Source organism: Pseudomonas sp. 6D_7.1_Bac1 (assembly GCF_025465945.1).
Classification (GTDB): Bacteria; Pseudomonadota; Gammaproteobacteria; order Pseudomonadales; family Pseudomonadaceae; genus Aquipseudomonas.
Genome location: NZ_JANLNW010000016.1, coordinates 43,898 through 55,923 on the forward strand (window position 1 = coordinate 43,898; position 12,026 = coordinate 55,923).

Genomic DNA, 12,026 nt, shown 5'->3' on the forward strand with positions numbered 1-12,026 from the left:
GATTGGGGGATACCGCATCGCGAGCAGGCACGCTCCCACATTGGATCTCCATTGTGTCGGAAGTCCTGTGGGAGCGAGCTTGCTCGCGATGAGGCCCTTACTAACACCGCATCTCTCAAACTATCAGGGCTGATGCTTACGCCCCGCCATATGCTTCAAATACCCCACCAACAACGTCAGTTCCTCATCCGACAACACCGCCGTCGAGAACCCCGGCATTTTCGCCTGTGGCCATTGGCGCAAGCTTTGTGGGTCGCGGATATAGCGCTTGAGGAATTCGGCGCCAAAGTACTCGGTCGGGCTGAAGGGAATGTTCAGGTCCGGACCAAACTGCGCATCACCCGCGCCGTTCAAGCGATGGCATGCCAGGCAGTTTTTCTGGAACAACGCGTAGCCCAGATTCACCGGGTCATTGGCTGCGAGCGCCGGGTCTGGAAGCAGGGCAGGGAAGCGTACGCCGACAGCCGCCAGGCGTTTGATACTGGCGACCTGGAAAGGCCATTGCTCGGGACTGATATGCCCGGCCTGAGGGTTGGTCCACACCAGATAAAACGGCCCGGCGCTCGGCTTGCCTTCCGACAGCGCTGGCCAGGGCTTGGCCGGGTCTTCAATGGCCAACCACGCCTGCGCGCCCACCGTATCGAGCAACGGCGCGGCAGCCAGCTCGGCGGCGAAACCGTCCAGGGCCACGGCTTGCAAGTGGTCGTCGGCTTTAATGCCGGTCAACAACGCCGCCAGCGGCACAGCGCGATAAATCATGTCCCGTTTGTAGGACACGTCGTCGGTGATCTGGATGGTCTGAACCTGAGGATGCTTGAGCAATTCCTCGGTCTGCCAGGTTCGGCTGCCGGTGCCCAGATCGAGCACCAGTTGCGCGGCATACAAGGGCGTGCAGAGCAGCGAGGCCCAAAGCAAAAGTAGAGCTTTCAAGTGATCGGCATCCTGTCGTGGGTATGCCTGAAGATTGGCACACGCGCGCTGACCCAGGTAGCGAACGAGTCAGTTTTTTGTTGAGGCGCCGTCAACAACCACGCGTGATTATCCGATCACTTTGGTAAGGTTCGGCAAAATCAGTATCAGCGTAGTGGCGAATAGAATGAGCCCGGCTTGACGCACTTTCGAATGTTTGAACATGGCTGTCTGCCTTTTTTTGTTATTTCCTGAGCGTCGAATGCTTGCCTGCATTTCTCCATGACGGCAAAGCGCTGTAGTTCCCTTCTCACGAGCGCCTCGGCAAAACCCGACGACAACCTCGTAATGTTTACCTTAGGGGCCCCGCAGGCTGTGGTTTAGATCCATTTCGTATCAAGTAAGCGCAAAAAGCTTCTATAAAGGCATGAGGCGTATTGCCAGCTGCTTTGACGCCCTTTTGCTAGACAGTTCGGTGACCTGAATCGGTTAATCCGATAGCTCACTACCGTCCGTCTGAGCGTGACCGTCAAGGTCGTTGAGCGCTTCGGTCATTGAATCCATCGCGGCTAAGCCTAAGGTGAGAACTCGCTAACCTTCACCTGCCCAGCGGTACGAGGACGTCATGACCCAAGCTTTGATTTTCGATGCGTTACGCACGCCCCGTGGCCGAGGCAAGGCCGATGGCGCCTTGCACAGCGTCAAACCGGTGAACCTGCTGGCAGGCCTGCTCGGCGCGCTGCAACAACGTACGCAACTCGACACCCGCGAGGTCGATGACCTCGTGATCGGCTGTGTTACACCGATTGGCGATCAGGGCGCCGACATCGCCAAAACCGCAGCGTTGGTGGCTGATTGGGACGTCAGCGTCGCCGGTGTGCAAATCAATCGTTTTTGTGCATCAGGGCTGGAAGCGGTGAATCTCGGGGCGATGAAGGTGCGTTCCGGCTTCGAGGACTTGGTGGTGGTCGGCGGGGTTGAGTCCATGTCGCGGGTACCGATGGGCAGCGACGGTGGTGCCTGGGCGCTTGACCCGCAGACCAACCTGCACAGCCAATTCACCCCGCAAGGCGTGGGTGCAGACCTGATCGCCACGATCGAGGGCTTCAGTCGTCAGGACGTCGATGCGTACGCGCTGCACTCCCAGCAAAAAGCGGCGCGGGCACGGGCAGACGGCTCGTTCAAAAAGTCCCTGGTGCCGGTGCAGGATCAGAACGGCATCATCCTGCTCGATCATGACGAGTTCATTCGCGCCGAGTCGACCCTGGAAGGCCTGGGCAAGCTCAAACCGAGCTTCGAGATGATCGGGCAAATGGGCTTCGATGCCACCGCGCTGCGGGTCTACAGCCACATCGAGCGCATCAACCACGTACACACGCCGGGCAACAGTTCAGGGATCGTCGATGGCGCGGCGCTGATGCTGATCGGCTCCGAAGCGAAGGGCCGGGCGCTGGGCTTGCAGCCACGGGCGCGGATAGTCGCCACGGCGGTCACCAGCACCGATCCGACCATCATGCTCACCGGCCCTGCGCCGGCCACTCGCAAGGCTTTGGCCAAAGCCGGGCTGCGGGTCGAGGACATCGATCTGTTCGAGGTCAATGAAGCATTTGCCTCGGTGGTGCTCAAATTCATCAAGGACATGGCCATTGATCCAGCCAAGGTCAACGTCAACGGCGGCTCCATCGCCATGGGCCACCCGCTGGGCGCTACCGGTTGCGCGATTCTCGGCACTTTGCTCGATGAACTGGAAGTGCGGCAGTTGCGCTACGGCCTGGCGACCCTCTGTGTCGGCGGCGGCATGGGTATCGCCACCATCATCGAACGCCTCTGAGCCCCCGACTTCAGGGAAACCCGACTTCAAGGAAAATTGCCATGACTGATGCCATTCGTTACGAAAAAGGTCAGGACCAGATTGTCGTCCTGACCATCGACATGCCGGGCCAGAGCGCCAACACCATGAACGCGGTGTACCGCGACGCCATGGCGGGCTGCGTTGCGCGTCTGGTGGCCGACAAGGACTCGATCGCCGGGGTGATCATCACCTCCGCGAAAAAAACCTTCTTTGCCGGCGGCGATCTCAACGAGCTGATCAAAGTCGGCAAGCCCCAGGCCAAAGCCTTCTACGATATGGTGCTGACACTCAAAGCTCAACTTCGGACACTGGAGACGCTCGGCAAACCGGTAGTCGCGGCGATCAATGGCGCGGCACTGGGTGGCGGTTGGGAAATCTGCCTGGCCTGTCATCACCGCGTTGCGCTGGACAATCCGTCGGTGCAAATCGGTTTGCCGGAGGTCACTCTGGGTCTGTTGCCGGGCGGTGGTGGGGTGGTGCGGATGGTGCGCATGCTGGGGCTGGAGAAAGCACTGCCGTATCTGCTCGAAGGCAAGAAGGTTCGGCCGCAACAAGCGCTGCAAGCCGGCTTGGTCGATGAAGTGGCGGCGGATCGTGATGAACTGCTGGCCAAGGCGCGTGCGTGGATCGTCGCCAACCCGGCGGTCAAACAGCCTTGGGATGTGAGCGGTTACCAGCTTCCCGGTGGCACACCGTCGCACCCGAAAGTCGCGCAGATGCTGGCCATCGCGCCGTCGATCCTGCGCAGCAAAACCCAGGGCTGCATGCCAGCACCGGAGAAGATCCTCTGCGCCGCAGTTGAGGGCGCTCAGGTCGATTTCGACACGGCGCAACTGATCGAAGCCCGCTACTTCACCGAGCTGACCACCGGCCAGGTGGCGAAGAACATGATCGGCACCTTCTGGTTTCAGCTCAATGAAATCAATGCCGGTGGTTCGCGACCTGCGGGCTTTGCACCTCACGTGACGAAGAAAGTCGGGGTGCTCGGTGCGGGCATGATGGGCGCCGGGATTGCCTACGTCAGCGCCGTGGCCGGTATCGACGTAGTGCTCAAGGACATCAACCTGGCGGCGGCCAAGAAGGGCAAGGCCCATTCGGCGGCGTTGCTGGACAAGAAAGTCGCCCGTGGTCAACTGAGCGTGGAGCAGCGGGAAACCACGCTGGCGCGGATCAAAATCACCGAGCAGGACGCCGATCTGGCGGGTTGCGACCTGATCATCGAAGCGGTGTTCGAAGACCGCGAGCTGAAAGCCAAGGTCTCGTCAGCCTCGCAAAAAGTCGTCGGTGCAGACGCGGTCATCGCTTCCAATACCTCGACCCTGCCAATTAGTGGCCTGGCAACGGCCGTGCCGGATCAGTCGAAATTCATCGGCCTGCACTTCTTCAGCCCGGTAGACAAAATGCCGCTGGTGGAAATCATCAAAGGCGCCAGCACCAGCGATGAAACACTGGCTCGCGGTTTTGATTTCGTCCTGCAAATCAAGAAAACCCCGATTGTGGTCAATGACAGCCGTGGCTTCTTCACCTCGCGGGTGTTCGGCACCTTCACCAACGAAGGCATCGCCATGCTCGGCGAGGGCATCTCGGCACCGATGATCGAAACCGAGGCGCGTAAGGCCGGGATGCCGATTGGCCCGCTGGCGATCTCCGACGAAGTGTCCCTGAGCCTGATGAGCCATATCCGTCAGCAAACTGCCAGGGACTTGCAAGCCGAAGGTAAAGCGCTGACCGCGCATCCGGCGTTTGCCGTGATCGATCTGCTACTCAACGAATACAAGCGTCCTGGTAAAGCTGCTGGCGGCGGTTTCTACGAATACCCGGTCGATGGGCAGAAACATTTGTGGCCAGGGCTTAAAACTCGCTTCGAGAAGGCTGACGGGCAAATATCGCCACAAGATATACGCGATCGCCTGTTGTTCGTGCAGGCCATCGAAACCGTGCGTTGCGTGGAGGAGGGCGTGCTGTTGTCGACGGCCGACGCCAATATCGGTTCGATCTTCGGCATTGGCTTCGCCGCCTGGACCGGCGGGGCGTTGCAGTTCATCAACCAGTATGGGGTGAAAGACTTCGTCGCCCGCGCCCAGTACCTGGCCGAGCAATACGGCGAGCGCTTTACACCGCCTGCGCTGCTGTTGGAAAAAGCCGCGAAGGGAGCGTTGTTCTGACGGATTAGCGGCGTGCACCGGGCTTGCCTTGACCCCGCGTTTCAAGGCAGGCTCTGAGGTGTGCACTATCGCCTCTATCGTGTCAGGTATTTTTTATGTCGTTACGCATCTGCATTCTGGAAACCGACATCCTGCGTCCAGAACTGGTCGATGAATATCAGGGTTACGGGCAGATGTTCCAGCGCCTGTTTTCGCAGCAACCCATCGCTGCCGAGTTCACTGTCTACAACGTGATGCAGGGCGATTACCCGAGCGATGAACTGAGTTTCGATGCCTATCTGGTGACCGGCAGTAAGGCGGACTCGTTCGGTACCGACCCGTGGATTCAAACCCTCAAGACTTACCTGTTGGCGCGCTATGAGCGCGGCGACAAGCTGCTGGGCGTGTGCTTCGGCCATCAATTGCTGGCGCTGCTGCTGGGCGGCAAAAGCGAGCGTGCGACCCAGGGCTGGGGCGTCGGCACCCACAGCTACAAACTCGCCGCCAAAGCGCCGTGGATGAGCCCGGTGAGGGAAGAGTTGACGCTGCTGATCAGCCACCAGGATCAGGTCACCGCACTACCGGAAAACGCCACGGTGATCGCTTCCAGCGATTTCTGCCCGTACGCCGCGTACCACATCAACGACCAGGTGCTGTGCTTCCAGGGTCATCCGGAGTTCATTCACGATTACTCGCGGGCGTTGCTGGAAATCCGCCAACAGCACCTGGGCGAACAGGTTTATCAGAAAGGCGTGGCCAGCCTGGCGCATGAGCACCACGGCGCCACTGTCGCCGAGTGGATGATGCGGTTTGTGGCTCATAAGCCGCAGACCAAATCCGTATAAGGTGTAGTCTCGATAAGAAACCTGTGGTGAGGGAGCTTGCTCCCGCTCGGCCGCGAAGCGGTCGTAAAACCAGTCGCGTCTACCTGACTCCGAATAATCCCCCCCGATTTGAGGACCGCTTCGCGCTCCAACGGGGGCAAGCCCCCTCGCCACAACAGCTGTTCAAAGCCACCCCGACCGCTTGAAGCTCGCCCACAACCCGACACAGCCCACGGTTATAAACCCCAGTACCGAAAAATAGCCGTAGTGCCAGCTCAACTCCGGCATATTCTGGAAGTTCATCCCGTAGATCCCGGCCACCGCCGTCGGGAACGCCAGAATCGCCGCCCAGGCCGCGAACTTGCGTTGCACTACGCTTTGCCGCGCCGCTTCCAGCAACACACCGATCTCGATGGTCTGGCTGGCGATGTCGCGTAACGTTGTAAGGTCCTCCATCTGTCGCGTGACATGGATCTGCACATCACGAAAGTACGGGCGCATGTTCTTGTCGATAAACGGGAAGCTCAGCTTCTGCAGCTCTTCGCTGATCTCCACCATCGGCGCCGCATAACGTCGCAGGCGCAATACGTCGCGACGCAAACCGTGCAGGTTCTGGATGTCCTTTTCGTTGAGTGCGCTGCACAGCACGTTGCGCTCCAGCTCATCGATCTCGGCATGGATCGCTTCACTCACCGGCTGATAGTTTTCGATGACGAAATCGAGCAGGGCATAGAGTACGAAATCCTCGCCGTGCTCAAGCAACAGCGGACGTGCCTCACAGCGTTGGCGCACATGGGCGTAGGACGCCGAGTGACCGTTGCGGCAGGTGATGATGTAACCCTTGCCGGCAAAGATGTGCGTTTCAATGAACTCCAGTTTGCCTTCATGGCGCACCGGCGAGTACGTGACGATAAACAGCGCATCGCCAAAGGTTTCAAGCTTCGGACGGCTGTGTTTTTCCAGGGCGTCTTCGATCGCCAACTCGTGCAGGCCGAACTGGCGTTGCAGGTTGGCCAGCTCCAGGGCGTTTGGCTCTTCGAGGCCGATCCACACGAAATGGTCGGGTTTTGCAGCCCAGGCCGCGCCTTCATTGGGGGTGATACTGGTGACTTTCTTACCGGCGCTGTAGACCGCAGCCGCAACGACTCTACCCATAATTCTTATTCACTTCTTCTTGGCAAATGACAGTGACAAGCAGCGTGCAGCTTAGCCTGCTCCAGAGTGTGAGAGTCAGCAGAATCGGCGAAGTTCGCCGGCAAAAAGAAGCCCGCACGGGGCGGGCTTCATTCAGGCGGCTTGCAGCTGTCGGTCCATCGTCTCGATGCACTCACGCATCTGCTCGCGGCACTGCGCGATCAGCATCGGCATGTCGTCCAGGCTCAAACCGGCGGTAGGAATCGCCGGCAGCGAGCGGATCAGGATCTTGCCGCTGCGCCAGCGGTTCAGGCGCATATGGTTGATGTAGCTGCTGACACACACGGGCACGATCGGCACGCCGGCGGCGATCGCCATCTGGAACGCGCCTTTCTTGAACGGCAGCAATTCTTCACCCAGGTTGCGCGTGCCTTCCGGGAACACCCAGATCGACGTGTCCTTGTGCTGCAAGGTGTCGGTGGTGGTGAGCATCGCCTGCCGAGCCTTGTGCGCATTGCCGCGGTCGATCAGCACATTGCCGGCCAGCCAGAACAGCTGCCCGAACAACGGCACCCACTTCAGGCTCTTTTTGCCGATGCACACAGTGCGGTGCGGCACCACATTGCCCAGCACAAACAAATCGTAGTTGGACTGATGGTTGGCGATCACCACGCAGCTTTGCGTCTTGTTCGTCAGCGGCTCGACATCGGTCTTCACTCGCAGGCGCAAAATGCACATCGCCGGCCAGGCATAAAGGCGCGCGCACAAACGGCTGTTATCCGGATTGAACGGCCGGCACAGGCCCAGCAATACACCCAGCACACCTGCTACAAAAAAATGCAGACCCATCAATAACATGCGGAACAGATACAGCATTTACAGGCCCACCGGGACAAAAGGTGGCGCAGTGTACGGATGTGCACTGTTTTCGGCAATTGCCGCTATAGAGGTAGGAGATAGGCGATGTTTAAGCGCATGTTTCTGACCTGTAGTGTCATATGCGGGCTAGAGCGGCCGAAGGACGATTAACCGATGGAGCAAGAAAAAGCCCGACTCGGCGGTCGGGCTTTTCGTTGCAGCGCTTTCGGGCTGCTTAAACCAAATGTTCCTGATCCAGGATAATTGCGTTGTCCAGTGTCTCCAGCAGGGCCTTGCGCACTTTCAACTTGGTGTTCTTGTGCGCGGTCATGTTGATTTTCTTCAACTGACGCGCTACGGCCAGTGCGGCACTTTGCAGTTCTTCGGCCGATACGACCTTGTCGAGGAAACCAGCATCCATAGCACCCTGAGGATCGAACATCTCAGCGTTGATCACCGAACGGTGGAACGCCGACTGGCTCAGACGATCGCGGGCCAGCTCGATGCCAGCGTGGTGCATGGTCATGCCGATCTGCACTTCGTTCAGGCCAATGCTGAACGGGCCGTCGACACCAATCCGGTAGTCGGCTGACAACAGAATGAACGCACCCTTGGCCACCGCGTGCCCAGGGCACGCGACGATCACCGGGAATGGGTGCGACAACAGACGACGGGCCAGGGTCGAACCGGCGGTCACCAGACTCACCGCTTCTTTAGGACCGGCCGTCATCACCTTCAAGTCATAACCGCCCGACAAAATGCCCGGCTGACCGGTGATGATCACCACCGCACGATCCGTCACCGCACGATCCAGCGCAGCATTAAACGCGGCAATCACGTCCGGCGAGATAGCATTGACCTTACCGTTGCTCAAGGTCAGGGTCGCGATACCGTCTTCGAGGTGGTACGAAATCAACTCACTCATGACGCTATTCCTTGTATTGAAGTGGAGCAGACGTTACCCACCGCCGTAGGCCAGGTAAAGCGCCATGACTGACCGGCCAGTCAGCCAATTCACCCCCGCCAAGCGTAGCCGGCCATACACACCACGCATTGCCCTCTATATAGAAGCATTCACCCGGCCGAAGATTGGCAGGTTTGCCCTGCCTCCAGACCTGCCCGAACGCACAAATGCCTTAACCGCATGAAAATTCTGAAAAAAACCTTTGCCATCGGAAAAGCTTTCGACTACATTAGCGCGCCTCGACAGACAGAACATGTTTGAAGAGATACGGTGAAGTGTCCGAGTGGCTTAAGGAGCACGCCTGGAAAGTGTGTATACAAGAAATTGTATCGAGAGTTCGAATCTCTCCTTCACCGCCAAATTCGATGTACACAAAACCCCTGATTTCGAAAGAAGTCAGGGGTTTTGTGGTTTCTGGCGTCTGAAAAAGTCGGTTGTGCCAGGGAAAAAATTCTCTAGCTCTGGGCAAGGGCACATACCGCCGATTTCTGGCGTATATAGAATGAGCAAAGCCGGAGGTACTGACTTATGATCAGCAAGCTGCGTATTTCTGCTGTGCAACCAGTTGCCGGCAAACATGGCCTGAATGTCGAGTGGAACAACAGCAAGCGGCATACCGTTGATGTCACCGAGCACATCAAGACATTCCCTGTGCTCAAGCCGTTACAAGACCTGGCGCTGTTCAGCCAGGTCGCGGTAGGCGAGTGGGGATTTGACGTGACGTGGGGTGATGACATCGAACTCTCCGCCATGACGTTGCATCGCATGGCCCAGGAGCAATCTGGAGAGGTCATGCCGATCCGTGATTTCAAACGCTAAACGGAGAAAATTTGACTGTCGGCATCGAGGCCTACTTCGTAATGGGTAGCTTGCCAGTGATCACAAAGGCGTCGAACACTTTCTGCCCATCACACGCGGCTTGCCAAACATCCAGGAGCGTCAGATCTGCGTTGACGACCTTTTTGCGCGGCTTGTCGATCTTTTTGGAGGTGGCCATTGGGGCCTCCGAAGGATGTGTATTCATGCTGACCAGCTTATGTGATTAACCCTGTTCGGGTAAATCGAGGCAGGTGCTTCGCTTGCGGTGTTTTGCCCACCTGTCATTGAGCTGTTTACTGCAAAGGGGCGACTCAAACGTCGCCCCTTTCATCCTGTTCAGGACGGTAGCGCGTCCAAACGCCGTCCAATGACATCGAGCACATCGCACCGTCGCGCAGAGGAATCGCGCAAAGCAGTGCAAAGTCGTTAAGGATCACCTAGTCGCTGGCGATTTCACCGCGCATCGCGAGGTTTTCTAGGACTTGAGTGACGGCGCGGATTCGGTAGCCGGCTGCATCGAGCAATATGTGCAAGGGCGCCGTGGTATCGACGAACAGGGTGGGTTGGTCGTCAGCGTTGCTGGTGAGTGCCATGTACTGATTCATATGTGGAGCTCCATTTGATTAAGAAGAGCTACCACTCAATCGTCGCCAAACGAAAAGGTGGCAGCTATACGCAGGTTGGCGAACCGGGACAAATGGAAAAACCGGCAGACCTAAAGGTCTCCCACGCACAGCCGCCATAGAGCAGCATATTGCGCGCAGAAGCACTCCGCAAACTAACCGGGAGGCTTCTGCACATTTGTCGTCGAGTCGCCAAACCCGAGCCGCCATGTGGGCGACGGGCGGACTATAAGTTTCATGCTCGAAGTGGTGCAAGGTGTGAAGGGGGGCAAGACTTCTGACTGTGATGTAGGAACACGCTGATGTGGGGGCAGGAACGACAAAGTCGCTATTTTTGCTTCCTTTGTATGGCGAAAATAAGCCGGATTTATTTCTTGTTAAAAGCGTTCACGGCATAGGCGAAGAGGCTTCCGAAATGGATGTAGGACATATGACTGGAGCGTGGGAAGTAACGCTGGAAAGCCAGGTGCTTGAGTGCTTTCATTGGTTTTAGCGCTTCAAACGAAGCGAGTCGGGAAGGGGGATTCGTTTCGCACCTTCAGGGTAGAAAATGAATCAAAGCGTAGCGCACGCGCCCCGCCACCCGAAAGGACGAACGTTATGCAGGAACTGACCATGCAACAGGCCGAACTGGAGAAGGTTCACGTGGAAATCGTCAAGCTGATGGCTGAGCAGCGCAAGCTTAACGCCGAGACCGGCAAGATGACCCGTGAAACTTTTTGGTATCCGGTAGCCGTTGCGACGGGGCTGATCGGCACGGTGGCTGCCGTCACTGCAGTGTTGATCAAGCTTCTCTAATCCCCACAGGCCTTTCGATTGAGACGCCTGGACTTGTGTGAGTGCCGTTAAGGCCGGAAAAAACAGCCCATTGGCTGATACTTTCTCCAGCGCTTCAGCGGAAACGACTCGACGTGATACGTATGCGGAACATGTGCGACGCTTCATGGGCTCAACTCTTGATCGTCGTCTATCGCAGTGGGGCATGCACGACCCTGTTTAGCTTTCGGCAAGCACTTCCTTTTAAGCACCCTTCAGGAGAACACTTATGAACCTTGGTATCGCGGGGCGCTGGGCTCTGGTTTGTGCGGCCAGCAAAGGCCTGGGCAAAGCTTGCGCCCAGGCATTGGTCAGCGAAGGCGTCAATGTTGTCATCACGGCCCGAGGTGAACAGGCGCTGAATGAAACCGCCGATCAGTTGAGAGCGATCAACCCTGCCGTGACCGTAATAGCCGTCGCAGGGGACATTTCATCCCCCGCGGGTCGGGCTGCGGCCCTGGCTGCCCATGAGCATTTCGACATTCTCATCAACAACGCTGGCGGGCCACCTCCGGGGGACTTCCGCGAGTGGGACCGGAATGCCTGGATCAAGGCACTGGATGCCAACATGCTCACTCCCATCGAACTGATCAAGGCGACGGTGGACGGCATGGCAGCACGGGGTTTTGGCCGAATCATCAACATCACCTCGAGCGCCGTCAAATCACCGATTGAGAGCCTGGGACTTTCAAACGGTGCGCGCAGTGGGCTAACGGGCTTCATCGCGGGGCTCGCCCGACAAGACAACATCGCCAGCCGCAACGTGACCGTCAATAACCTGCAACCGGGCTCGTTCGACACCGATCGGCTGCGTAATACTTTGGTTGCTGCCGGTGAAGAGATGGGGCAAGACAGTGAGGCCTTCCTGGCTGAATGCTGTGCAGAAATTCCGGCAAAACGCTTCGGTTCTCCCGAAGAATTCGGTGCGCTGTGTGCCTTTATTTGCAGCACTCACGCAGGCTACCTGACCGGGCAGAATCTGTTGATTGACGGCGGCGCTATTCGCTCCAGCCAATAGCGAAATAGACCGGCAAGGTCATCCTGCAAGATGTTCCCTTAGCTCGCCTTCCGCACTCGAGTTGT

Annotated in this window: 11 protein-coding genes, 1 tRNA gene and 1 pseudogene; 7 read left to right on the plus strand and 6 right to left on the minus strand. The window is 57.9% G+C overall.

Going from position 1 to position 12,026, the window contains the following annotated elements:
- Positions 1–123: 123 nt before the first annotated feature.
- A complete protein-coding gene (locus NTD87_RS04465; protein ID WP_262112165.1) occupies positions 124–930 on the minus strand; it encodes a c-type cytochrome in 807 nt (268 codons plus the stop codon).
- Between the two features lie 604 nt (positions 931–1,534).
- Here NTD87_RS04465 and NTD87_RS04470 point away from each other — a divergent pair.
- The 3 genes from NTD87_RS04470 to NTD87_RS04480 all read left to right on the plus strand — a co-directional run bounded on the left by NTD87_RS04470 (position 1,535) and on the right by NTD87_RS04480 (position 5,750).
- Positions 1,535–2,740, plus strand: a complete 1,206-nt coding sequence (locus tag NTD87_RS04470) for an acetyl-CoA C-acetyltransferase (RefSeq protein ID WP_262112166.1) — start codon at positions 1,535–1,537, stop codon at positions 2,738–2,740.
- Between the two features lie 41 nt (positions 2,741–2,781).
- Positions 2,782–4,926, plus strand: a complete 2,145-nt coding sequence (locus tag NTD87_RS04475; protein ID WP_262112167.1) for a 3-hydroxyacyl-CoA dehydrogenase NAD-binding domain-containing protein — start codon at positions 2,782–2,784, stop codon at positions 4,924–4,926.
- Between the two features lie 95 nt (positions 4,927–5,021).
- Positions 5,022–5,750, plus strand: a complete 729-nt coding sequence (locus NTD87_RS04480; RefSeq protein WP_262112168.1) for an amidotransferase — start codon at positions 5,022–5,024, stop codon at positions 5,748–5,750.
- Positions 5,751–5,912: 162 nt separating this feature from the next.
- On the opposite strand, the gene NTD87_RS04485 is transcribed toward NTD87_RS04480, so the two are convergent.
- From NTD87_RS04485 to NTD87_RS04495, 3 genes are all read right to left on the minus strand, one after another.
- Positions 5,913–6,884 carry a magnesium and cobalt transport protein CorA gene (locus NTD87_RS04485; RefSeq protein ID WP_262112169.1) on the minus strand — a complete coding sequence of 324 codons (972 nt, stop codon included), beginning with the start codon at positions 6,882–6,884 and terminating at the stop codon, positions 5,913–5,915.
- Positions 6,885–7,016: 132 nt separating this feature from the next.
- A complete protein-coding gene (locus NTD87_RS04490) occupies positions 7,017–7,739 on the minus strand; it encodes a 1-acylglycerol-3-phosphate O-acyltransferase (protein WP_262112170.1) in 723 nt (240 codons plus the stop codon).
- 217 nt (positions 7,740–7,956) lie between these two features.
- Complete coding sequence (locus NTD87_RS04495) at positions 7,957–8,646, minus strand: crotonase/enoyl-CoA hydratase family protein (RefSeq protein WP_262112172.1); 690 nt, start codon at positions 8,644–8,646, stop codon at positions 7,957–7,959.
- A gap of 308 nt (positions 8,647–8,954) precedes the next feature.
- Here NTD87_RS04495 and NTD87_RS04500 point away from each other — a divergent pair.
- Both NTD87_RS04500 and NTD87_RS04505 read left to right on the plus strand, forming a co-directional pair.
- Positions 8,955–9,044: transfer RNA gene (locus NTD87_RS04500), tRNA-Ser, on the plus strand.
- A 169-nt stretch (positions 9,045–9,213) separates the two neighbouring features.
- Positions 9,214–9,504 carry a DUF2442 domain-containing protein gene (locus NTD87_RS04505; protein WP_262112173.1) on the plus strand — a complete coding sequence of 97 codons (291 nt, stop codon included), beginning with the start codon at positions 9,214–9,216 and terminating at the stop codon, positions 9,502–9,504.
- A 31-nt stretch (positions 9,505–9,535) separates the two neighbouring features.
- Here NTD87_RS04505 and NTD87_RS04510 read toward each other — a convergent pair whose 3' ends face one another.
- Entirely contained in the window at positions 9,536–9,682 is a 147-nt protein-coding gene (locus tag NTD87_RS04510; protein WP_262112174.1) for a hypothetical protein, read from the minus strand.
- 158 nt (positions 9,683–9,840) lie between these two features.
- Positions 9,841–10,109: pseudogene (locus tag NTD87_RS04515) on the minus strand (short-chain dehydrogenase).
- Between the two features lie 633 nt (positions 10,110–10,742).
- Between NTD87_RS04515 and NTD87_RS04520 the strand changes: the two are divergent.
- A complete protein-coding gene (locus NTD87_RS04520; RefSeq protein WP_262112237.1) occupies positions 10,743–10,925 on the plus strand; it encodes a hypothetical protein in 183 nt (60 codons plus the stop codon).
- Positions 10,926–11,172: 247 nt separating this feature from the next.
- Positions 11,173–11,961 carry an SDR family oxidoreductase gene (locus tag NTD87_RS04525; protein WP_262112175.1) on the plus strand — a complete coding sequence of 263 codons (789 nt, stop codon included), beginning with the start codon at positions 11,173–11,175 and terminating at the stop codon, positions 11,959–11,961.
- Positions 11,962–12,026: the final 65 nt, after the last annotated feature.

Bases quoted from the DNA above. Each gene is read 5' to 3' on its own strand.
- NTD87_RS04470 (WP_262112166.1), top strand. From the start codon at position 1,535: ATGACCCAAGCTTTGATTTTCGATGCGTTACGCACGCCCCGTGGCCGA.
- NTD87_RS04475 (WP_262112167.1), top strand. From the start codon at position 2,782: ATGACTGATGCCATTCGTTACGAAAAAGGTCAGGACCAGATTGTCGTC.
- NTD87_RS04480 (WP_262112168.1), top strand. From the start codon at position 5,022: ATGTCGTTACGCATCTGCATTCTGGAAACCGACATCCTGCGTCCAGAA.
- NTD87_RS04485 (WP_262112169.1), bottom strand. From the start codon at position 6,884: ATGGGTAGAGTCGTTGCGGCTGCGGTCTACAGCGCCGGTAAGAAAGTC.
- NTD87_RS04490 (WP_262112170.1), bottom strand. From the start codon at position 7,739: ATGCTGTATCTGTTCCGCATGTTATTGATGGGTCTGCATTTTTTTGTA.
- NTD87_RS04495 (WP_262112172.1), bottom strand. From the start codon at position 8,646: ATGAGTGAGTTGATTTCGTACCACCTCGAAGACGGTATCGCGACCCTG.
- NTD87_RS04505 (WP_262112173.1), top strand. From the start codon at position 9,214: ATGATCAGCAAGCTGCGTATTTCTGCTGTGCAACCAGTTGCCGGCAAA.
- NTD87_RS04510 (WP_262112174.1), bottom strand. From the start codon at position 9,682: ATGGCCACCTCCAAAAAGATCGACAAGCCGCGCAAAAAGGTCGTCAAC.
- NTD87_RS04520 (WP_262112237.1), top strand. From the start codon at position 10,743: ATGCAACAGGCCGAACTGGAGAAGGTTCACGTGGAAATCGTCAAGCTG.
- NTD87_RS04525 (WP_262112175.1), top strand. From the start codon at position 11,173: ATGAACCTTGGTATCGCGGGGCGCTGGGCTCTGGTTTGTGCGGCCAGC.